This is a genomic window from Amycolatopsis sp. NPDC058340, assembly GCF_042723975.1.
Lineage (GTDB): Bacteria > Actinomycetota > Actinomycetes > Mycobacteriales > Pseudonocardiaceae > Amycolatopsis.
Map to the genome: position 1 here is coordinate 1 of NZ_JBHXIB010000067.1, position 20,657 is coordinate 20,657.

Genomic DNA, 20,657 nt, shown 5'->3' on the forward strand with positions numbered 1-20,657 from the left:
GCTCCCCCCCCGCGTCGCCCACGGCGGCGTGGCCCGGTTCGCACGCCCGTCAAGCCCTCCTTGAGGGACCCAGGGTCCCTCAAGGAGGCCTTCACGGACTTGCCGCTCGCCAGCGGCTACTTCTTCCAGACGATCGGGTCGTCCTTGTACCCGTCACCGTCGTTGAATTCCGCGCCGCCGAGCTCGCCGCCGTCCCTGATGGCCTGGAGCTCACAGGTCTCGTAGGTCGCGCCGGCGGTCTTGAAGTCCTTCTTCGCCGACTCGGACTGGCAGGCGGTGGTCTCGCCGGTGATGATCACGCCGGTGCTCTTGCCGTCCGGGCCGACCGCGCGCATCCGCACCGTGCTGTAGGTGAGGTCCGTGCCGCCGACGTTCTCGACCGTCATCCGGATGTAGACCGGCGTCATGCCCTTGGCCTTCTCGCCGTAGGAGGCGAGGTCTTCCTTCGGGCCGAGTTCGATCGACTTGACGGTGATCGCGATGGTGCCGCTCTTGTCGTTGCCGTACTTGAACGGGACGACGGCGCGTTCACCGACCTTCAGCGAGGTGCCGGGCGCGGTGGCGTCCGCGTTCGAGACCGGGACGGTACCGCTGGTCGCGGGCGAGGACGCGGCGGCCGACGTCGGCGCGGGCGACGGGGCGGGGGCCGGACTGCCACCCTTCTCCTCACCGCCGCAGGCGGAAAGCAGCAGCACGGCGGCGCAGCCGGTGGCGGACAGAGCGATACGGTCGAACTTCATGGATCTCCTCGGACTCCCCGCCGAACTCTGCTCCGGCGTTCTCGCCACGCACCGTAGTTGATGAAGGACTACATCGGTGTGGTCCATTCGCACCAGTGCAGGTCACGAATCGGTTACGCTTATCGGCCTAACGGGGACGGGTTCACTTCTTCCAGGTGATCGGGTCGTCCTGGTACTCGCCGTCGCGGAACGCCACGCCGCCGACCTCGTCACCGTCCTTGACGCCTTCGGTCTTGCAGGTCTCGTAGGTCGCGCCGGCGGTGGTGAAGTCGGCCGCCGCCTCCTCGCCCGTGCAGGTCGCCGTGCTGTTGGCCATGATCACCTTGGTGCTCTTGCCGTCCGGGCCCAGCGCGCGCACCGACACCGAAGTGCCGGAGAGATCCGTGCCGCCGACGTTCTCGATCACCATCCGGACGTAGACCGGAAGCGTGCCCTCGCCCTTGTTCTTGAACTTGGCGAGGTCCTCCTTCGGGCCGATGTCGATCGACTTGACGGTGATCGCGATCGTGCCGGACTTGTCCGCGTCCTTGAACGGGACGACGGCGCGTTCGCCGACCTTCAGCGTGCTGCCGGGCGCCAGGGTGCCGTCGGCCCTGACGGTCTTGTCACCCTTCTCTTCCCCGCCGCAGGCCGAAAGCAGCAGCGCCGCGGCGCAACAGGTGGCGATCAGGGCGGACTTCATGGATCTCCTCGGACTCGTGGCTCGTCACGCAACGTAGCCGCAACGGGAGGAGGGGAGAGTGGTCCGATCGCACCACAACCGATCACAAATCGCTTACGCCGATCAGCCCGTCCTGGATCGCCCGCGCGACGAGCGCGGCCTTGGTCGGGGCCTCCCTGCCCATCTGGGCGTACTTGACCCGGATCCGCTCGAGATGCGAGTTGACCGTGTTCGGCGAGATCCCCAGCCGGTGCGCCACGAAATCTTTCGACTCGGACTGGAACCACTCGATGAGCACCTCGGTCTCGCGCGCGGAGAGGGCGGGGCGCCGCTCGGAGCGGTCTCCGGCCATCGCACCCGCCAGCGACGGCGGCGTGTACGACCGGTCGGCCGCCGCGGTGCGCACCGCTTCGAGGAGGTGTTCCGCGCCCTCGGCCTTGGTGAGATAGCTGAGCGCGCCGAGTTCGAGGCACTGCAGGACGGTCTCGTCGTCGGCCCGCATCGAGTAGACGACGACGCGACGGCCCGCCTCGGTGAGCCGCCGCAGATCGCCCATCGCCGGGGTGGTGCTGTTGAGGTGCAGGTCGAGGATGACGACGTCGGCCTGCGCGCCCTCGCCGATCCACGCGGCCCGCACGTCCTCGCCTTCGGCCACGACGGTGACCGGCGGGGTGCCGCAGGACAGCCAGTGCACGACCCCGGCCCGTACGGCCGGATGATCGTCGACGACCACCGCGGTCAGTTCGGTCGCGAACGCCATTTCGCCTCCATCCACGATCGTTCTCCCAGTGCGTGCCATTCGACGTCGACGACGCCCGATCCGTTCTCCGTCACGCCTGGTTCACCGTCCGTGATCGCCGCGACACGGATTTCGTCGTCGGCGCGCAGGACGCTGACCCTGGCCTGGGACCGGGCGGCGACCAGCGCGGTCATCAGCGGAGCGGTCAGCGCGCGGCGGACGGCGGTCGGGACCGGGGCCGGTTCGCCGCTGACCGCCAGTGTCACCGTCAGGCCCCGCCGCTCGGCGAGGTCGACACACGCCGAGACCTCGTGCAGCAGCGGGTCGGGGACGTCGTCGTTCTCCGCGAACAACCGCCGCAATTGCGTCGCCGCGAGCGCGCACCGCCGCCGGACCTCGTCGTCACGCGGGTCGAGGGTGCGGTCGGCCAGCCCGGCCAGCAGCGGCAGGGTGGCGCCGAGCTGTCCGGCGAACCGGTTCCGCTGGTCGGCCTCCCGCTCCTCGGCGAGCGCCTTGCGGTGGGCCTGGCGGTCCCGTTCGGCCGAGGCCTCCGCGGCCTCGCCCGCCCGCCGGTTGACCACCCCGATCAGCGCGAGCGTCGCGGCCTGGAAGGTGAGCACGCTGAGCCCGACGATCACCACGCTGCCGATCTGGCCGCGATCGGTGAGCTCCGCGCCGAACTGCCGGACGAAGGCGAGCGTCATCTGGAGGACGAGCGCGGCCATCGCGATCGCGGGGCGGTCCATCAGCAGCACCAGCAGATGCCAGCCCGCGAGACCGGACGCCCAGTTCTCGTCGCCGAAGAGCCGGTCCGCGGGCAGCGTCCAGACGGCGAGCGTCGACGCGGCGAGCACCACCACCGCCCCCGCGAGCGCGACCGGCAGGGGGACCGGCTTCCAGCGCAGCACCCACCACGCCGCCACGACGAGGACGAGGGCGAGCGCCGCGAACGCGATCCGGCCCGGGGTGCCGGTCAGCCGGGCCAGGCTGAGCCCGACCTGGATCGCCGCCGTCGCGAGCAGGACCGCGATCCGGCAGCCGCCGAGGACGCGGTCCGCGGTCTCGTTCATGCGGGCCACACCAGTTCCACCGTGGTCCCCGCGCCGGGCGCGGAGATCACCTCGGCCCGGCCGCCCGCCGCGGCCATGCGTTCGACGAGCGACTCGCGGATACCTCGCCGCTGCGCCGGGGTCTTCGCCGGGTCGAAACCGCGGCCTTCGTCCCGGACTGTCACGCGTACGCCGTCTTCGACCGTCAGCCGGGCTTCGCGGACACCCGCGTGCCGGTCGACGTTCAGCAGCGCCTCACGCACGGCGCGGACCAGCGCGAGCGCCGCCGACGCCGGGATCGGCGCGACCGGCGACCAGCGGGTCTCGACCTTCACCGGGCTCTGCGCGAGCACGCCGCGCAACGAGGTTTCGAGATCGACCACACTGCCGGGACCGGATTCGCCGGTGAGGATCGCGAGATCGCGGCGGGCGTATCCGGCGACCTCGGCCGGATCCGTCGTCTCCCCGCGCTGCGCCACGGTGAGGAAGGTGGCCGCGGCCGTGTCGTGCAGGACGGCCAGATACTCCCGTTCCCGCAAGCGTCGTTCCACGGCAAGGGATTCCTCACGCGTCAGCCGGGCACGGCGCTCGCGGAGGTGGTCGATCCGGCGCGTCGTCCGCGACAGCAGAAGAAAGGCGACGCGGGCGAGAGTGGCTTCGATGAGCACCCGCAGGATCACCGAGAAGCCGTCCTCGAAGCCGAGCGGCACCACTTCGATCGCCAGCAGGCAGGCGATGGCGGGCACGGTGAGCTTCGGCGGCCATTCCCATTGGAGGGTGATGGCGGTGAGGGTGAGCACGTTGAGCGCCCACTGGTTCAGCTCGCCCGCTTCGGGCGCGGTCAGGAACTGGGTGCCGCAGATCGCCGCGGCGCGCACCAAGGTCAGCGCGAACGCCACCGGTCTGCCCCGGCCCGTCTTCCCGACGACGTACTCGGCCACGGCGGTGACCAAGGCCAGTGCCAGCAGGCCGAAGGCGAGCGGGAGCGCGCCCGACGGCGTGGCGAGCACGCCGAAAACGCTGATCACGAGCAGTCCGGCGCCCCTGGCCGGGCCGGCGAACCGGCCGACCACCCGAGAGAACTCCGCTTCGACGGAGGTCTCACGATCGGACGGCACGGCAGCAGTCAAACAGATGCCTCGAGCGTGCGCAGGTCCAGTACCCGCCAGGTGAGCGCCTCGTTCCCGCCCACCGACCACCACACGTACGGCCCCCGCGCCAGCACGGTGCCGAACTCCGCCGCCAGGTCGGCCATCCGGCCGGTGGCGGTGTCGTAGAGGGCGAGCACACCGCGGTCGTCGTCGACCACCACCGCGTACCGGTCGAGCACGACGACGTCGCCGAACGCGGGCCGGATCCCCTTCCCACCGACCCGTCTGCGTTCGGAGCCGTCGGGTTTCATCAGATCGAACCGCGCCGTCCCGCTCTGGCGCAGGACCTGGACCCGGCACCAGGACGGCGTGCAGTCGACCAGTTCGACGTTCTGCCCGCCGACCCGGGTGACCCGGCCGTCGCGGAGGTCCACCAGCTCCGACGGTCCCGCCTGCTCGACGGCGGCCGACGTCGCGAACGGCCAGGCGGTGAGCGCGAAATCGCCGGGCAGCGGGGTGCGGGTCACCGGGCCGCCGGACAACGCGACCGTCCGCACCTCGGTGGCGTCGCCTCGCACGGCGGCCCAGGACGCGTGGCCTTCGCGCACGACGAGGTCGTACTCGGAGTCCAGGAGCACGACCCGTCCGGTGTCGGCGGTGACCAGGACGGGGTTCTCCCCGCGTGGTCCGGAGCGCCACAACGCGCCCGTCCCGGTGATGTCGGACAGTTCCAGCCACACCAGCGAGTCCGGGGAAGTGGCGAGAACGAACCGGGGTGAGCCCGACGACGGGACCTCGCGGAGGACTCGTTCTCCCAGTTTCAGCCGGATCGAATCGCTCGCCCGGGTGATCCCGGCGGAGGTTTCGGAATCGAGGTACGCCAAGGGTGTGTACGGCGACCCGGTGACGGTGTTCGCGGCGATCCGCGCGCCGGGCCAGACGTCGGTGACGGACGCGGAGACCGGAGCCTTGGCCGCCGGGACCGGCGCGGGCAGGACCACGACCACGACGGCGGCCACCGTCGCGAGCGCGAGGCCGATCGGGGTGCAGTCACGGGGGATCACCGCACCACCGCGGGGGAGGAGGCGCCCGCGCGGACGAGCGAGGGCGCGCCGGTGCCGTCGGCGGGGACGGAGTAGATCGCCTTGTCCCGGCCGTAGGCGACGGTCCGGTCGTCCAGCCACTGCGCCTGGTCGTCCAGATGCGCCGGGTCGGCGAGCGGGACGTCACGTCCGTCCACAAGGGACAGGACGTGCAGGCGCCAGCGGTCGCCGTCGCGGAACTTGTAGGCGACGCGGGTGCCGTCCGGCGAGAGGGAGGGGCATTCGACGTTGCGCCGCAGTGTGGTCAGCGTGCGGCCGCGGAGATCGCCTCGGACCAGCCAGGTACCGCCCGCGGACCGTGCGGTGGCGTAGAAGGTGAGATCGTCGCGGGCGAAGGTCACGCCCCAGTAGTTCAGATCCTTGGCGGGGTAGGGCTTTCCGTCGACGGTGAGCGCGAAGTCCTCCAATGAGCCGTAGTGGTTCCCGGTGGCCAGGTCGTAGATCCCGGCGGTGGTGGAGAACGTGCCCGCCCCGCCCAGATACGAGTCCCCGGCACGGAACACCGTCCAGCCCACCAGCCGCCCGGACGGCGAAACCCTGACCCGCGACGGCGTTCCCCATTCGGAGATCCGAGTCGGTTCGGCCCCCGGTCGCGTGACGACCAGTTCGGCCTGGTCGGGCACGGCCGTCGCGCGCAGGCACGCCAGGGTGCCCGCGGCGACGTCCACGCGCTGACAGGACGGGCCGGCGCGGTCGTCCTGCCGGACGCGGCCCGACTCGTCGACGTACAGCATCCCTCCGTGAGCGAGGTCCAGCCGCTGTTCCGCCACCGCGTCGCCGGAGCGCAGCCCGACGAACACCGCCCCGGCCACCACCGTGACCACGAGCGCCGCGACGCCCGCCCAGATCCGCCTCATGCCATCCTCGATCCGGCCAGTACCGATATCAGCAGCGCCATGGCGAACACCGCGAACGCGGGGCCCAGCGCCACCCCCGCCGCGAGCACGCCGAACAGCACCGCGCCGGCGGCCCTGGCCAGCGCCTGTCCGGTTTGGACGAACGCGAGACCGGTGGCCCGCAACGACTCCGGGACGTGCGGGGCCGCGTGGGCCATCAGCACGCCGTCCGTGCACGCGTAGAACACGCCGTGTGCCGCCAGGACCACCACCGCGACGAGCCATCCGGTCGCCGAAACGGCCAGGACGACGTACGCGGCGAGCAACACGACATGCCCTGCCAGGAACACCTTCCACCGTCCGAGCCGGTCCGCGAGCCGTCCGATCGGCGAAGCCAGCGCCATGAACGCCAGCGCCGTCGCCAGCGGCAGCAGGGGAAGCGCCCCTGGCGGCAACCCGGCGGACCGCTGCACGCCGACGAACAGGAACATGTCGCCGACTGTGCACACACCGAGAAGCGCCGTGGCCAGGCAGGTTCCGCGGAGTCCTGGCCTGCTCAGCAAGGCGAATCCGGCGCGCAACCGGACCCGCGACCGCTCGACGGCCCCGGCGGGGGCACGGACGAACACCGCCAGCACGATCACCGCGATCACGGCGAGGCAGAAGCTCACCCCGAACACCGCGGGGTAGTCGCCGACGAGCACGGTCAGCAGGCCGAAGGCGGCGATCGGCCCGAGCAGCGCGCCGGCCGTGTCCATGGCGCGATGGACACCGAACGCGCGGCCAAGGCCGTCGGCCGGGGTGGCGAGGGTGATCATCGCGTCCCGTGGCGCGGTGCGGATCCCCTTGCCCGCCCGGTCCGCGCCGATCACCAGGCCGATCGCGCCGAGCGAGGATCCGGCGGCGGGAAAGGCGAGTTTGGTCGCCGCCGAAAGGCCGTAGCCCACCAGGGCCACGGCCTTCGGACGGCCGAGACGGTCGGCGAAGTAGCCGCCCGCCAGCCGCAGCAACGCCGTCGCCCCCGTGTACAGCCCGTCGATCGCGCCCAGTTGCAGGAACCCGACGCCGAGGCCGTACACGAGGTAGAGCGGGAGGACGGCGGTGACCATCTCTGCGGACATGTCCGTGATCAGGCTGACCACGCCCAGCCCGATGACCGTGCCCGGGACCGCGTGCTTCGAGTGGGCCGCGGGCCGGGCGTGGTCCGCCGAACGGAGGGAGGAGACGTACATGGCGGGCCTTCCCGGCGCTGCTGTCGTGAGTGGCTGAAGGGACTTTCACCGCATGAGATGAGGGGACCGTGACGTGAATGTCCACAAAGGACAATTGCGAGAGTGGGACGCCCGGTTCGGCCACCTTGTGCGGGTCGTGAGTGACATTTCGGGTGCTAACCCGAAACACCACTCACGACCACCGGGCCAGGGGTGAAGGCTCCCTTCACCGTATGGGACTCGGCGAAGGGAGCCTTCATCCCACCATCGACCAGGCCGAGACCATGCGGTCTTACAGCGCGAATCGCAGCCGCACGGCGCTACGCGGTGACGCGGATGTCGTCGACCGCGGACTCCCACAGCGACGCGGTGCTCGCGTCGGCGGCTTCGACCAGCAGCCGCACGCTACGGCCGGCGAACGACGACAGGTCCGCCGTCCCGTTCTGCCAGACCCCGGCCACCTCGGTCGCGGACCCGGTCTTCTCGAACACCGTCGTCGGCGTGGTCCCGTCGAGGACCCGGATCCGCAGGTAGTCCGCCGAGGTCGCGTTGTCGCCGTGCGCGAAGGTGTAGGAGAAGGTCAGTTTCCCGCCCGCGGGCACCGTGAACGACGGTGAGGCCATCGACGACGCCCCGCCGTCGAGGTCGTTGACGCCGTACTCGGAACCGGCAAGCCGCCCGGTGACCAGGCAGTTCACGCCGCTGGTGGTGTCGCCGCGCTGTTTGATCTGGTTGCTGTAGGTCGAGGTGGTCTGTTCGGGGTCGCCCCGTTCCCACTTGCCCGCCGTGGCGGTGTCGGCCCCGGCCGCGTTGAGCCGCCAGCCCTTGTCGGTCTCGAAGTCGTCGGCGAACGCCTCACCGCCCGCCGCGCCGACGCTCACCGTGACCTTCGCCGTCTGGGTCGTGGAGCCCGAGGACCCGGTGATGGTGGCGGCCGCCGATCCGGACGCCGTGTCCGAAGCGGTCAAGGTCAGCGTCGCGGTCGCGGTGCCGTTCGCGGGCGGGGTGACCGACGAGGGGGAGATCGTCCCGGTCACGCCCGAGGGCAGGCCGGAGACCGAAAGCGCGGTCGCCGCGGTGAAGCCGCCGGTGCTGCCGACGTTCACCTTCACCGAAGCGGTCCCGCCCGGTTTCACCGAGACGGACGACGGTTCGGCGCCGACGGTGAAGCCGGGGGAGGACGACGCGGCCTTTTTGCATTTGCCGGTCGCGGTGTCGGTGAAGGTGCGGCCCGACACCGGCACGAAGTCGCTGCGGTAGTCGGTCGCGCTCAGCGTCAGCTTCCCGACGCCGAAGGTGTTGGTGTTACCCGCCTCCTGCACGGCGGCCGAGGACTGGTCGAAGTTGTAGTAGCCGCGTCCGCCGGTACCGATCAGCAGCTCGCGGACGCCGTTCGCGTCGTCGCGGGTGCCGTCCGGCCGGGACGGTGCGTAGCGCTGATAGTTGTGGTCGTGGCCGACGACGATGAGATCGGCCTTCGCGTTGTAGAGCGCCTGGAAGAACGGCGTGACCGACGAGTCGTCGCCGTGCGTGCCGCGGCTGAACCGCGGGTGGTGGAAGAACGCCGCAGTGCACGGTTTGGTGCTCGCCGCCAGATCGTTCTTCAGCCAGGTCTCCTGCGCCGAACCGGTACTCCGGGAGATGTTGGAGTTGAGCGCCACGAAATGCCAGTCTCCGACGTCGAAGCTGTAGTAGCCCTTGCCGCGTTCACCGGCCCGCGCACCGAAGTAATCGAAGTAGCCGGAGGCGCCGGACGTGTTGTATTCGTGGTTGCCCGGCGTCGGATAGGTGATCGCTTTGAACTGCCCGTAGTAGGGGTCGTAGTTGTTCTTGTATTCCGAGAGCGTGCCCGAACTGTAGGCGTTGTCCCCGGCCAGGATCAGCGCCTGCGGATTCATGTTCTTGATCAGCGGCGCGGTCTGGTTGCACGAAGACCCGCAGACGTCGCCGACGGCGGCCACCGTGGTCGTCGCCTCGGCGAGCGGCCGGTCACCCGCCTGGTAGGCGTCGATGGCGAAACGGCTGGCGGGATCGGACAGCGCCGCCGACACCCGCACGCAGTCGCCTTCGAACGCGCGGGTGTGGAACGCCTTGCCCGGCCAGTGCCGCGCGGTGAGCGTGTACGAGCCCGCGCTGCTGCCGGTCAAGGTCACGGAGTCGTTGCCACGCAACGAAAGCTCCGTGAACCGGACGCGGAGCCAATGCGCGCCGGGCGCGCAGACGGACCGGTCGGCCGAAGTGGACGCGCCGCCGCCGGATACCGCCGCCGGGCCGCCGGTGACGCCGGCTTCGGTCAGTTGCGGAACCTGATCGGCCACTTCGGGCACGGCGGGCGGTGCGGCCCCACCCGCTTGGGGGTGCGCGGCGACCAGGAAGGCGCCGGCCGCCAAGGTGGAGGTCGCGACGGCGAGCGTGCGGCGGCGCCATCGTGTGGTGGGTGAGCGCATGGGAGATCATCCTCTTCGGTCATCGGCGGGAGGACGTGCGAGTCGGTGATTCGGGGATTCTTCCGACGATTCCGACCCTAATCGCGGCCGGGAGAGCGTCAACGAAAAGCCGGGGCGAGGCTGGATAACTCTGAACGGCGCCGGTTCACCCGACGAAAGTCGGGCGTTTCGGACGGTACGCTGCGCTTTCATGACGAGTCTCGCTCCGGCGGAATTCGGTGCCGCACTGCGCGCCGCGATCGAACGCAGCGGGCTGAGTCTCAGCGAGATCAGCCGCCGATTGCGTGACCGCGAGACGCCGGTCAGCATCAGCGCGCTGAGCTATTGGCAGAATGGCGAGAACCGGCCGGAACGCGCGAGTTCGCTCGCCGCGGTGGCCGCGCTGGAAGCCATTCTCGGGCAGCCGCCGGAAACACTGACCGGGTTGCTCGGCCCGCGCCGCCCCCGCGGTCGCTGGACCGTCCGCACCGGCGACGCCCTGCCCTACGACCAGGTGTGGCGGCGGCCGGAAGAGGTGGTGCGCGCACTGGCCAAAATGGACGCGACACCCGACGAACTCGATACCCCGCACCGGCTTTCGCAATTCCTGTCCTACCGTGTCGACGGTGACGGCAACCAGGAATCGGTCCGGGTCCGGCGGCTGATCCGGGCCGATCGGGACGGCACCTCGCGGTTCGTCTTCGTGAACCGGTGTTCCAGCATCACCCAGCCGCCGTCCGTGCTGTTCACCGACGGTTGCCGCCCGGCGCGGTTCCGTGCGGACGTCCCGTCGTCCACCTGCGTCTTCGAATTCGTCCTCGACCGCACCTTGGCGGCGGGCGAACTCGCCGTCGTGGAGTTCGGTGTGCGCTATCCGCCTGGCCAAGGCCGGACGCACGTACAGGTCGCGCTCTACCGGCCGTCGCGGGACGTCGCGGTGCAGGTCAGCTTCGATCCCGGCCGGTTGCCGCGGCGATGCGCCGGTTTCTTCCGGCCCCGCGGTGTCCTGCCGCCCGAGGAACGGTGCGAGGCGACGTTCGACCGGGACACCAGCAGTTTCCAGTTCATCACCCTCGATCCGCTGCCCGGTCAGTACGGGATCCAGTGGAGCTGGACCTGACTATTCGTAAGGACGTTCGGGCGCGGGGACCGGGGTGGCGCTTTCGACCTTCAGGAACGGGATGCGTTCCCCGTTGACCTCGTCCACCACGGACCCGGGCCGGAACGTGCCGGTGACCTCGATCCAGGTGTCGGGTTCGCTCGGGACGCGGCCGTCCAGCACGACCTTGACCGGCCGCCCGTCGGCGGCACAGCAGGTGAGGATCATCCGGACGAGCAGCGACGCGCCGTCCGCGCCGGTGGCGGTGAAACCGGTGAGCACGACTCGTCTCGCACCGAGTGACCGGCCCTCGTCGAACACCGCGCGCGAGGCGTAGTCCAAGACGGTCACCTTCACCGGATCACCGTCGGGCAGTGGCGGGTATTCGTCGGACCGCGTCAGCGCCATGCCCGCGTTGCCCGCGGCGTAACTGCCGAGAGGCTGCGGGGCGACCAGCAGCAGGGCGAGCACCGGAAGCGGGAGCAGCCATCCCACCTTCGGGTGGCGATGACGGTTCGCCGCCGCGAGCACCAGGACCAGGAGACCCGACGCGAGCAGGAACGGCCAGAGCCCTTCCTTGACATAGCGCAGGTATTGGCCGGTCACGCAGACCTTGAGCACCGCCGCGCCGAGCAGGAGCAGCACGACGGTCGCGGCGGTCCGGTTCACCAGAGCACCGTCCCGGTCACCGTCGCGCAGGCGAGCGCGACCACGAACGTGGCGGGCGCGAACCGCGTGGCGAACCGCCTGCCGAAGGTGCCTGCCTGCATGGCGAACAGTTTCAGGTCGACCATCGGCCCGACCACCAGGAACGCGAGGCGGGCGGTGAGGGAGAACTGGGTCAGCGAGGCGGCGACGAAGGCGTCCGCCTCGCTGCAGATCGACAGCAGGACCGCCAGCAGTGACAACGCGAGGACACCGAGCACCGGGTTGTCGGCGACGGCCTGCAGCCAGCGGCCCGGGATCAGGACGTTGAGTGTCGCGGCCGCCATGGCCCCGACGACCAGGAAGCCGCCCGCGTGCACCAGGTCGTGGCCTGCGGCGCCGGCGAACGCTCGCCAGCGCGTGTCGCCGTGGGCGTGTTCGGGCAGCTTGATCCACTCCGTCCGGCCGAGGCCGAGCCACAGCCAGCCCATCACGACCGAAGCGGCGAGCCCGGCCGCGGCCCTGGCGAAGACCATCGACGGCCGATCCGGGAACGCGATCGCCGTCGCCGCCAGCACGACCGGGTTGAGGGCGGGGGCGGCGAGCAGGAACGCGAGCGCTGCGGCCGGGGTGACCCCTTTGCGCACCAGGGCACCGGCGACCGGGACCGAACCGCATTCGCATCCCGGTAGGACCATTCCGGTCGCCGCGGCCGCCGGAACCGCGAGGGCCGGATGTTTCGGCAGGGCTTTCGCGAAGAATTCCCGCGGCACGAAGACCGCGATCGCCGCGGAAAGGGTGACGCCGAAGACGAGGAACGGAACCGCCTGGAGCACGATCGAAACGAAGACCGTCGTCCAGGTCTGCACGATCGGCGTCCCGAGGACGTCGCCGAGCAGGACCCGCGCGAGCAGGACGAGCACGAGGAAACCCGCGAGCACTTCCACCGAACCGGTGCGCCGTCCCGCTTCGGTGTCCGTCATGTGGCGAACCTCCCATCGTCGGTCAGGACTTTAGGGATTTCGCGGTCCACCTGGAATTTCGTTGTCTGGATAACGCTGGACGCCGGTGAATGGGCCGGGTTACCCGCCTCGCCCGGTCGGGGGTATTTCCGGATTCCGATTGTGTTCCCCCGGTCGGCGGGCACAAGAATCGCCGCATGCGTGCAAGGCGATTCGCCTCTCTTTCCGCCGGTGCCGCCGCCGCGGTGTGCGTGGCGGCTCTCGTGGTCACCGACGGTGCGGCCGCCGCCCCTTTACCGGGTGGCCTGGGACCGTGTGTCGGCCCGGCCTGCCCGGACGAATACCCGCCGGTGAACAACAAGGACTACGCCGGCCGGGACAACGGCATCAACGTCTATGTCGGCGGCGAATTCCAGGTACGGGAGGCGGCGGCCGAAGCCGAAGGGCGGGTCGTCGTCCTCGGCGATTTCGACATGGCGAAACGAGCGGGCGCGTCCTCTGTGTACAACGTCGGCATCGCCGGTGTCGGATCACGCGTTCCGCCGCCCGACGGCGCGGACTTCCTGACCACCGGTGGAAACGTCAGCGTCGCGGCGGACCAGCGGCTGCTCGCCGAGGGCGGGGTCGTCCGGCACGCGGGCACCGTCACCGGGACGGTGACCGGCAAACTCGAAAAGGATCCCGACGCGGCGAAACCCTATGTGAGCCTGCGCGAGGATCTCCGAGTGGCGAGCAAGTGCTACGCACGCGAAGGCACCACCCCGCGGCCTGCCACGGGCACGGCGATCAACCAGGGCTATCGCACCCTGTTCACCGGGGACGGCAAATCCGCGCTGCAGGTGTTCACCGTGGACTTCGACCTGACCGGCGCCACCGGCGGCATGCAGGGGATCGAGTTCGAGGGCATCCCGGCCGGGGCGACGATCCTGGTCAACATGGTGGGGGCCGCCCGGACGATCAACACCTACACCGGCGACCTGAACGACCAGGACCCGCTGAACAAACTGCGCGAGCGGCTGCTGTGGAACTTCCCGGACGCCACCCAGGTGAAGATCGCCGGTGGCGCCCAGTTCCAGGGAAGCGTGCTGATCGGTGAGCCCGGGAGCACCGCGACCGTCACCGCGTCCGGGATGAACGGCCGGTTCTTCACCACGGGCTCGCTGGTGCACAGCTCCGAGGCGACCGGTGGTGGCGGGCAGGAATTCCACGCCTACCCGTTCGACGGTGACCTGCCCGAATGCGGCAGCACACCGACGACCACGCCGAGCAGTTCTTCTTCGTCGAGTTCGAGTTCGACCTCGACGAGCAGCAGTTCCACGCCGACGAGCCCGACTTCCACCTCGACGTCCACGTCCAGCTCGCCGACGTCGGCCACGACCACGTCCAGCTCCTCGACGTCGGCCACGTCCACTTCGACGGCACCGACGTCGAGCACCTCGTCGAGCCGGACGAGCAGTACGTCGACCAGCCCCACGTCGAGCAGCACTTCGTCCAGCGTGACGTCATCTAGTGCCACTTCGAGCAGCGCCACCACGTCGTCGAGTAGCGCTTCGCCTACCACCACCAGTAGCTCATCGAGCACGACTCCGGGCCCCGGCGTGACGACCTCCACCACGCCGGGACAGCCGGGAGCGACCACGCCAGGCGGCGGACCGTCCGACGGCGGCCCGCTGGCTTCGACCGGCAGTGAGGTCCGAGGCCTGCTGGTGTCCGGCCTGTTCCTGCTGCTCCTCGGTGGTGCGCTGGTGGCGCTCACGATCCGGTCGAGGCGCCGCGAGTCCTGATACTCGCTCCGTGCGGGTCGCGGGTGTAGGAATGCTCCTTCGGGTAGTGATCCCCGCAGGACACCGAGGAGGAGCCGTTGTCTCCCAGAGAGCTCTTGCGCACCCACCTGGCCGGGGCCGGAATCGATGTCCTGACCGGTGAACTGCGGGCCGCACAGGAGGCGGGCGACATCGCCGCGGACCGTGATCCGGCCCGGGAGGCGCATCTCTTGTGGAGCATGGCGAATCTCCTGCGCGCGCCTGCCGGCGTGGACGAGCGTCAGCAGGGCGAGGTCCTGGCCACCGTCGACTACCACCTCGACCGCTTGTTCCGGCCACGTCCGAAACTGGCGGTCGTGGTGGTGGATTGCCCCGAACCCCAGGCCCTGGCTCCGTTCTACGAAGGCCTGTTGGGCGTGCGCCGGGCCGCGGACGGTCCCGATCACGTCCGGATCGCCTTGGGCGCCGACCAGCCCACCCTCGCCTTGCACCGCACGGATCACTTCGTCCGGCCGGACTGGAAGAAGGGCGAACCGGCGCAGCAACTGCACCTTGATCTGCTCGTGGCCGACCTGGACGAAGCGGAGCAGGAGGTACTCACCCTCGGTGGGCGGCTCCTCGACGGCTCGGACAAACCCATCGGCTACCGCGTGTACGCCGATCCGGTCGGGCACCCGTTCTGCCTGGTCACTCCTGAGGGGCTTGGCTGATCCGCACGTCGGCGGCGAGGGCGGTGCCGATGACGTCGCGGCGGTCCACCAGCAGGGCCTCCGCGGCGGTCCGGCCGGTCGCGGCCAGGTAGGCGTCGACGAGCCGGTTGCCGACCGCGTAGCCGGCGCCGGTCGGCAGGCCGACGGGGGTGCCGCCGTAGCGGGCGGCCGTCTCGTCCCCGTGCACCCAGGCCGCGAAGTTCTGCATACCGGTGATTTCCAGACCGGATACCACCTTCTCGAACACCGCGTCGTCCCGCAGATGCGGCACACCGATGCGGGCGTAGCCGAGTTCGTCGCCGTACAACTGGCGGGCGAACGCGTCGGCCAGGCCCTCGGACACGATCTGCTCGCCGACGGTGACGGTCGCCGGATCCCAGATCACCCCACCGGGGCTGTAGCGCAGGTTGTGATTCAGCTCGTGGACGGCGGTGGCCTCCAGCCTCGCCAGATTCTCCGGATACGGCCAGAAGGTGAGGTAGATGTAGCCGGTCACGCTGCCGTTGGCCGACATTCCCAGGTTCGGGCCCATGAAATGCCGGTCGGCGGGATCACCCAGCACGGTGAGCACGGTGATGTCCGGGATCGTCAGCCCGGGTGTCGCGGCGAGCTGCACGGCGACGGCGTCGTCCAGCGCCCGCTGGATGCGGTTCCAGGCATCCGCGTCGTGCAGGGCGTCGAGCGCCTCCAGACAGCGATCCTCGTCGCGGTCGAGCGGGAACCCGGAGCTCATCGCGTGCATCGCCACGAGGTCGACCTCGCCGGGGAAGTAGCGGTACATCCCGGCGGCGGGCTCGACCATCGCCTCGAGCAGCGGCGCGCGGTCCGCCCGTGGCGCGCGCAGGATCTCGCGCATGGCGGGGTAGGTGTCGAGAACGGTGATCGTCATGGGAACGACGGTAGAGTCTCCAGTGGGTGGAGACTCAAGTCGCGGCGAGGAATTCCGCCACCGCCTTCCGCCCGGCCACCCCCGGCTCCCGGTTCTGGATGGAATGGGCCGCTCCTTCGACGATCACGACCTTGCCCCGTGGCGCCGCTTTCGCCTCCGCGTACGCCCACTCCATCGGCGTCGACAGGTCGCGGTCGCCGTTGAGCAGCAGCACCGGGACGTCCGGCAGCTTCCCGCCCGGGTTCGAGGTCGGCGGGACGACCGGCCACGGCAGGCAGGTCTGGACGAACCCGACCCCCGTCGCGACGGCGGGACTGAATGGCCACGTGTCCCGCGTGCTCAACCGCTTCTCGGTCAGGTCGAGCGACGGCTCGCGGGCGGGGGCCGGCGTTCCCGCGTCACCCCAAGGGAAACGCATGTCCGCGCACAGTGTCGCGGCGTGCAGGCCCGCGCTGAACGACGTGAGCGGGTCGCCGCCGGACGCGAGATTCCGCAGCAGGGAGTCGAGTTTCGTGGTGTCGCCGCCGCGCGCGGTCCGCAGCGCGGTGATCAGGTCGGCCCCCAGCGCCGACGGGTCCCGATAGCTCGGGTCGACGAACTCGTAGGTGACGATCATGTCGAACAGCGCGACGCCCGCCGCCGTGTCCCGGTTCCGGACCAGCCACGCGAGATCCTCCGCCGGATCCGAGCCGCACGCGGGCGGCTCGGCGCAGGCGTCCCGCAGGACGCGCGCGGTCGCCTTCAGCGCTTGGAGGTACAGCGACTGATCGGCCGTCGCATGGTGGGGGAGCACCGAATCGAGGACCAGTTTCGAGACGTTGCCGGGATGCGCGATGGCGTACCGCGACGCGGTGAAGGAACCGTAGGAGACCCCGTCCACCACCATCTTCGGCGCGCCGAGGGCCCGGCGGAGCAGATCGAGATCGGCGACCGTCGCGTCGCTGCCATGAAACCGGGCCTTGTCGCCGAGTGCCGCGGCACACCGGGTCACGGCCTCGCGGGTCGGCGGTTCGATGTCGGAACTGCCCACCTGGGTCTGCAGATCCGGACAGTCGAGGGCGTTCGCGCCGGTCCCGCGCTGGTCGATCATCACCAGGCGGTGGTCGGCGAACACCTCCGGCATCCGGTCGAAGAGACCGGTGCTGAACGGGACCCCGGGCTGCCCCGGCCCGCCGGTGAGGAACAACAGCACCCCTTTGGCCGCGTTCGCGTTGTTCGCGGTGGCGACCTGGAGCTTGAGCGTGCCCGGTGTCCGGCCGCGATGGTCGAGCGGCACGGTCAACGTCGAACAGGTGAACCGCGCGTCGTGCGCGCAAGGCCGCGCGTCCTCCAGCCGCGGCCTGGCGGCCGAGGCGGTGGCGGGTCCGGCGAGCCCCGCGGTCAACGCGACGATAACGGCGAGGGCGAGCGTCTTCGATCGCATGGACCGATTCTGACCAGGGATGACGGGACGGCGCTCGGGTTTCGCCCAAGTTGGTCCGGTCGGCGGACCACCACCGGGCGGGTTCGTCCGTGACGGCTCTGACACCGCTCAAACCACGACCCTGAGACGGGACCAGGGGAAAGCCCGGATGCCCGCGCCGCCGCCCGCTTCTACCGTCGTGATCATGATCCGACGGATACTCCTGACGGTGCTCGCCGGTGCGGCGGTCCTGCTCGTGCCCTGGACCGTCTACCTCGCGCACACCCTGCCCGACCGGTACGACACCGGTCAGTGGCGCGCGGCCTGGGTCGGATTCGACATCGCCCTCCTGCTCTGCTTCGCGGCCGGGGCCTGGCTGGGGACGCGCCGCCGCCGGGCGGCCGTGCCGCTGCTGTCGGCGACGGCCGCGATGTTGTGCTGTGACGCGTGGTTCGACGTCATGCTGGGCTGGACGTCGCCCGAGCGATGGACCAGTGTCGCGCTCGCCGTCCTCGTCGAGATCCCGGTCGCCGTGGTGCTGGCCTTCGCCGCGCGGCGGCTGCTGGGTGACGCGCTGCCGAAGCGATCGGTGGACCTGCGTGACATCGAGATGCGCGAGGACCCGCGGTATCACTTGGTGACGCGCGAGCTTCCCGCGGCCGAGCACGACGTCGCGCGCCGGACCGGGCTGGCGCGCGATGAAGTCGCCGAATGCCTGAAAACCTTGCAGGAAACCGGTTTCGTGCGCCGTGGCCGGAAAGGGAACTGGATCGCGATCCCGCAGGATCTGCGCGAGCCGAAGCCGGACGACTACGACGGCGCGGACCGGGAACGGGTCACCGCGTTCCTCGACGCCAAGTACGCGAACGAGGTCGCCGTGCTGTCCTGGGCCGCGAAGCACCGCGACGAGTTCGGGCCGTGGGCGACGGCGCAGCGAACTTCGACCCGGCTGACCGAGGCGGAATTCCGGGAACTGGAAGCCGAATACCGCGAGCTGATCACGCGGTACTGCCGTCGTCGTCCGGCGGCGCGAGCGAAGGAGCTTTCCGTGCGCTTCTACGCTTTCCCACCACCGGAGGCGGCTCCGGCGGGGGCGTGACATACCCGGCCCGGCTCAGGGATGCCGCCAGGCCAGGAAGGTCTCCAATGTGGTCAACCGGTGCTCGCGCACGGCGAGTTCGATCTCCCCGGCGGGCGCGTTCCGGTCGAACAGGTCGAGGATCTTCTGGTGCTCCTGCACGGATTCGTGCGCGCGGCCGGGTACGAAGCTGAACGTCGAAGTGCGCAGCCCGGCCAGGCGGTTCCAGCCGCGATTGACCAGGTCGAGCACCTGCGGATTGGGGCAGGTGCCGAACAGGACCCGGTGGAAGTCGCGGTTCAGCGCGGTGAACCGCGACGGCTCGAAGTTGTCAAGGCAGGCGGTCAGTTCCGCGTTGAGTCCCTTCGCCTCGTCGAGTGCCTCGCCGGGCAAGGACGGCGCCGCCAGCGCGGCGGCGTACCCCTCGACCAGCGCGAGCGTCTGCATGGTGTGCTGGTAGTCGCTCTCGTCGGCCATCGCGACCTGCGCGCCGATGTTGTGCTCGTAGGTCACCAGCCCCTCGGCCTCCAGCCGCCGCACCGCCTCGCGCACGGGCACGGTGCTGACCCCGAGTTCCTGCGCGATCTGCCCGAACACGAGGCGGTAGCCGGGGGAGAAGGTGCCGTCGTCGATCCTCGCCTTGATCCAGTGATAGGCGATCTGCGACTTGCTCATCGCGGTGGAGTTCACCGCGTCGCCCGCGGTCACGAGTAGTGCAGCCAGACTGATTTGATCTCGGTGTACGCGTCGATCGCCCACGGACCCATCTCGCGGCCCCAGCCCGACGCCTTGTACCCGCCCCACGGCGCGGCCATGTCGGGGATCGGCGGCATGTTGACGAACACCGCGCCCGCGCGGATACCGTTCGCGAATCGCTGCGCGACGCCCAGATCGCGAGTCCACACGGTGGCCGCGAGCCCGTACTCGGTGTCGTTCGCCCGCGCCAGCAGCTCGTCCGGATCGTCGTAGGCGGTGACGGCGAGGACCGGGCCGAAGATCTCCTCGCGCATGATCGTCATGTCGTCGGCGACCCCGGCGAACAGTGTCGGCGTGTAGAAGTAGCCCTCACGATCCACGGGCTTGCCGCCGGTGACCAGCTCCGCGCCCTGCTCGTTGCCGGTGGAGACGAGGAAGTCCACGTGCTCGCGGTGCTTCGCGGACACGAGCGGCCCGAGCTGCGTCGACTCGTCCAGCCCCGGGCCGAGCTTGAGGCCTTCGAGCCCGGCGGCCAGTTTCGCGACGAACTCCTGTTCGCGCTTGCGGTCCACGAAGAACCGGGTGTACGCGGCACAGACCTGACCGCTGTTCAGCGTCGCGCCCGCGAGGTTGCCGGCGACGGCGGCGTCGATGTCGGCGTCGCCCGAGATGATGCTGGGCGCCTTGCCGCCGAGTTCGAGGGTGAGCCGTTTGAGGTTCGATTCCGCGCTCGCCGCGGTGATCAGCTTCCCGACCGCGGTCGACCCGGTGTAGGACAGGTGGTCGACGTCGTCGTGCCTGCTCAGTAGCGCGCCCACGGCGCCGTCGCCGGTGACCAGGTTGACCACGCCCGGCGGGAAGCCGGCCTCGTGCACGAGCTCCACCAGCCGGATGCTGGTCAGCGGCGTGACCTCGCTGGGTTTGATCACCACGGTGTTGGCGGTGGCCAGCGCGGGCGCGAGCTTCCACACGAGGATCATCAGCGGGAAGTTCCACGGGGTGATCAGCGCGTTCACCCCGACCGGTTCGCGGCGGGTGTAGTGCAGTGTGTCCGGGAAGGACACCGGGTTCGTGGTGCCCTGGATCTTGGTGACCCAGCCCGCGAAGTACCGCAGGTGTTCGGCAGCTCCGGTGACGCTGACCTGGCGGGAGATCCCGATCGGCTGGCCCTGGTCGCGGGTTTCGAGCGCGGCGAGCTCCTCGTGGTGCTCGTCGACCAGCGACGCCAGCTTGAACAGCAGCGCGGCCCGCTGGACCGGCAGCAGACCCGTCCAGGCGGGGTCGTTCAGTGCCTTCCGTGCGGCACCGACGGCGGCGTCGACGTCGGCGGCCGACGCGGTGCCGACCTCCTCGATCACCTGGCCGGTGGCCGGATCGTACGTCGGCAGGGACCCGCCTCCCGCGGCGGTCCACTGTCCGTCGATGAACAGGCGTGTGGCCATGGCTAGCTCCTCCTCGACCGGTGTGCGATCGAGTATCGGGCGCGGTGAGCTCTCCGGTCTTGCCCGCCAGGGCACGCCGATTGTCGGCCAGCGAACCGAATCCGCCGGACGTCCG

19 protein-coding genes are annotated in these 20,657 nt (G+C 70.3%); 4 read left to right on the forward strand and 15 right to left on the reverse strand.

The window, feature by feature from the left end; genetic code table 11:
- Nucleotides 1-116 precede the first annotated feature (116 nt).
- The 9 genes from ACFWIW_RS38385 to ACFWIW_RS38425 all read right to left on the reverse strand — a co-directional run bounded on the left by ACFWIW_RS38385 (nucleotide 117) and on the right by ACFWIW_RS38425 (nucleotide 9,877).
- Nucleotides 117-740 (reverse strand): hypothetical protein, encoded by a 624-nt coding sequence (locus ACFWIW_RS38385; RefSeq protein WP_378372985.1) that lies wholly within the window; start codon nucleotides 738-740, stop codon nucleotides 117-119.
- Between the two features lie 142 nt (nucleotides 741-882).
- Complete coding sequence (locus tag ACFWIW_RS38390; protein ID WP_378372986.1) at nucleotides 883-1,422, reverse strand: hypothetical protein; 540 nt, start codon at nucleotides 1,420-1,422, stop codon at nucleotides 883-885.
- 82 nt (nucleotides 1,423-1,504) lie between these two features.
- Nucleotides 1,505-2,161, reverse strand: a complete 657-nt coding sequence (locus ACFWIW_RS38395) for a response regulator transcription factor (RefSeq protein ID WP_240598989.1) — start codon at nucleotides 2,159-2,161, stop codon at nucleotides 1,505-1,507.
- A complete protein-coding gene (locus ACFWIW_RS38400; protein ID WP_378372987.1) occupies nucleotides 2,140-3,210 on the reverse strand; it encodes a histidine kinase in 1,071 nt (356 codons plus the stop codon). The genes ACFWIW_RS38395 and ACFWIW_RS38400 overlap by 22 nt, the downstream gene beginning before the upstream one ends.
- The gene (locus tag ACFWIW_RS38405) at nucleotides 3,207-4,307 is read right to left on the reverse strand and encodes a sensor histidine kinase (RefSeq protein ID WP_378372988.1); all 1,101 of its coding nucleotides are present in this window, start codon (nucleotides 4,305-4,307) and stop codon (nucleotides 3,207-3,209) included. Before ACFWIW_RS38405 ends, ACFWIW_RS38400 begins: the two co-directional genes overlap by 4 nt.
- An 8-nt stretch (nucleotides 4,308-4,315) precedes the next feature.
- Entirely contained in the window at nucleotides 4,316-5,344 is a 1,029-nt protein-coding gene (locus ACFWIW_RS38410; protein WP_378372989.1) for a hypothetical protein, read from the reverse strand.
- Entirely contained in the window at nucleotides 5,341-6,240 is a 900-nt protein-coding gene (locus ACFWIW_RS38415) for a TolB family protein (protein WP_378372990.1), read from the reverse strand. The genes ACFWIW_RS38410 and ACFWIW_RS38415 overlap by 4 nt, the downstream gene beginning before the upstream one ends.
- On the reverse strand, nucleotides 6,237-7,451 hold the full coding sequence (locus tag ACFWIW_RS38420; RefSeq protein ID WP_378372991.1) for an MFS transporter: 1,215 nt from the start codon (nucleotides 7,449-7,451) through the stop codon (nucleotides 6,237-6,239). Before ACFWIW_RS38420 ends, ACFWIW_RS38415 begins: the two co-directional genes overlap by 4 nt.
- Nucleotides 7,452-7,750: 299 nt before the next feature.
- Nucleotides 7,751-9,877: a metallophosphoesterase gene (locus tag ACFWIW_RS38425; protein ID WP_378372992.1), complete on the reverse strand. Its 2,127-nt coding sequence runs from the start codon at nucleotides 9,875-9,877 to the stop codon at nucleotides 7,751-7,753.
- 190 nt (nucleotides 9,878-10,067) lie between these two features.
- On the opposite strand from ACFWIW_RS38425, the gene ACFWIW_RS38430 reads away from it, so the two are divergent.
- Nucleotides 10,068-10,976 (forward strand): XRE family transcriptional regulator, encoded by a 909-nt coding sequence (locus tag ACFWIW_RS38430; RefSeq protein WP_378372993.1) that lies wholly within the window; start codon nucleotides 10,068-10,070, stop codon nucleotides 10,974-10,976.
- Here ACFWIW_RS38430 and ACFWIW_RS38435 read toward each other — a convergent pair whose 3' ends face one another.
- Nucleotides 10,977-11,624 (reverse strand): TIGR03943 family putative permease subunit, encoded by a 648-nt coding sequence (locus tag ACFWIW_RS38435; RefSeq protein WP_378372994.1) that lies wholly within the window; start codon nucleotides 11,622-11,624, stop codon nucleotides 10,977-10,979.
- The gene (locus tag ACFWIW_RS38440) at nucleotides 11,621-12,583 is read right to left on the reverse strand and encodes a permease (protein WP_378372995.1); all 963 of its coding nucleotides are present in this window, start codon (nucleotides 12,581-12,583) and stop codon (nucleotides 11,621-11,623) included. Before ACFWIW_RS38440 ends, ACFWIW_RS38435 begins: the two co-directional genes overlap by 4 nt.
- 176 nt (nucleotides 12,584-12,759) lie before the next feature.
- Here ACFWIW_RS38440 and ACFWIW_RS38445 point away from each other — a divergent pair, with 176 nt between their 5' ends.
- Both ACFWIW_RS38445 and ACFWIW_RS38450 read left to right on the forward strand, forming a co-directional pair.
- Nucleotides 12,760-14,346, forward strand: coding sequence for a choice-of-anchor A family protein (locus tag ACFWIW_RS38445; RefSeq protein ID WP_378372996.1), 1,587 nt, complete (start codon nucleotides 12,760-12,762; stop codon nucleotides 14,344-14,346).
- Between the two features lie 77 nt (nucleotides 14,347-14,423).
- On the forward strand, nucleotides 14,424-15,035 hold the full coding sequence (locus ACFWIW_RS38450; protein ID WP_378372997.1) for a VOC family protein: 612 nt from the start codon (nucleotides 14,424-14,426) through the stop codon (nucleotides 15,033-15,035).
- Here ACFWIW_RS38450 and ACFWIW_RS38455 read toward each other — a convergent pair.
- Together ACFWIW_RS38455 and ACFWIW_RS38460 are read right to left on the reverse strand one after the other, a co-directional pair.
- Nucleotides 15,013-15,924: a DUF2268 domain-containing protein gene (locus ACFWIW_RS38455; RefSeq protein ID WP_378372998.1), complete on the reverse strand. Its 912-nt coding sequence runs from the start codon at nucleotides 15,922-15,924 to the stop codon at nucleotides 15,013-15,015. The genes ACFWIW_RS38450 and ACFWIW_RS38455 overlap by 23 nt on opposite strands.
- Before the next feature lie 34 nt (nucleotides 15,925-15,958).
- Complete coding sequence (locus ACFWIW_RS38460; RefSeq protein ID WP_378372999.1) at nucleotides 15,959-17,347, reverse strand: alpha/beta fold hydrolase; 1,389 nt, start codon at nucleotides 17,345-17,347, stop codon at nucleotides 15,959-15,961.
- A 184-nt stretch (nucleotides 17,348-17,531) separates the two neighbouring features.
- Here ACFWIW_RS38460 and ACFWIW_RS38465 point away from each other — a divergent pair, with 184 nt between their 5' ends.
- Nucleotides 17,532-18,425: a hypothetical protein gene (locus ACFWIW_RS38465; protein WP_378373000.1), complete on the forward strand. Its 894-nt coding sequence runs from the start codon at nucleotides 17,532-17,534 to the stop codon at nucleotides 18,423-18,425.
- Between the two features lie 15 nt (nucleotides 18,426-18,440).
- On the opposite strand, the gene ACFWIW_RS38470 is transcribed toward ACFWIW_RS38465, so the two are convergent.
- Together ACFWIW_RS38470 and ACFWIW_RS38475 are read right to left on the reverse strand one after the other, a co-directional pair.
- Nucleotides 18,441-19,112 carry a GntR family transcriptional regulator gene (locus ACFWIW_RS38470; protein ID WP_240598958.1) on the reverse strand — a complete coding sequence of 224 codons (672 nt, stop codon included), beginning with the start codon at nucleotides 19,110-19,112 and terminating at the stop codon, nucleotides 18,441-18,443.
- Nucleotides 19,109-20,542, reverse strand: a complete 1,434-nt coding sequence (locus ACFWIW_RS38475; RefSeq protein WP_378373001.1) for an aldehyde dehydrogenase family protein — start codon at nucleotides 20,540-20,542, stop codon at nucleotides 19,109-19,111. Before ACFWIW_RS38475 ends, ACFWIW_RS38470 begins: the two co-directional genes overlap by 4 nt.
- Nucleotides 20,543-20,657: the final 115 nt, after the last annotated feature.

Coding starts and splice junctions, on each gene's coding strand:
- ACFWIW_RS38420 (WP_378372991.1), bottom strand. CDS start 7,451: ATGTACGTCTCCTCCCTCCGTTCGGCGGACCACGCCCGGCCCGCGGCC.
- ACFWIW_RS38395 (WP_240598989.1), bottom strand. CDS start 2,161: ATGGCGTTCGCGACCGAACTGACCGCGGTGGTCGTCGACGATCATCCG.
- ACFWIW_RS38390 (WP_378372986.1), bottom strand. CDS start 1,422: ATGAAGTCCGCCCTGATCGCCACCTGTTGCGCCGCGGCGCTGCTGCTT.
- ACFWIW_RS38430 (WP_378372993.1), top strand. CDS start 10,068: ATGACGAGTCTCGCTCCGGCGGAATTCGGTGCCGCACTGCGCGCCGCG.
- ACFWIW_RS38460 (WP_378372999.1), bottom strand. CDS start 17,347: ATGCGATCGAAGACGCTCGCCCTCGCCGTTATCGTCGCGTTGACCGCG.
- ACFWIW_RS38465 (WP_378373000.1), top strand. CDS start 17,532: ATGATCCGACGGATACTCCTGACGGTGCTCGCCGGTGCGGCGGTCCTG.
- ACFWIW_RS38385 (WP_378372985.1), bottom strand. CDS start 740: ATGAAGTTCGACCGTATCGCTCTGTCCGCCACCGGCTGCGCCGCCGTG.
- ACFWIW_RS38400 (WP_378372987.1), bottom strand. CDS start 3,210: ATGAACGAGACCGCGGACCGCGTCCTCGGCGGCTGCCGGATCGCGGTC.
- ACFWIW_RS38455 (WP_378372998.1), bottom strand. CDS start 15,924: ATGACGATCACCGTTCTCGACACCTACCCCGCCATGCGCGAGATCCTG.
- ACFWIW_RS38445 (WP_378372996.1), top strand. CDS start 12,760: ATGCGTGCAAGGCGATTCGCCTCTCTTTCCGCCGGTGCCGCCGCCGCG.
- ACFWIW_RS38475 (WP_378373001.1), bottom strand. CDS start 20,542: ATGGCCACACGCCTGTTCATCGACGGACAGTGGACCGCCGCGGGAGGC.
- ACFWIW_RS38415 (WP_378372990.1), bottom strand. CDS start 6,240: ATGAGGCGGATCTGGGCGGGCGTCGCGGCGCTCGTGGTCACGGTGGTG.
- ACFWIW_RS38425 (WP_378372992.1), bottom strand. CDS start 9,877: ATGCGCTCACCCACCACACGATGGCGCCGCCGCACGCTCGCCGTCGCG.
- ACFWIW_RS38440 (WP_378372995.1), bottom strand. CDS start 12,583: ATGACGGACACCGAAGCGGGACGGCGCACCGGTTCGGTGGAAGTGCTC.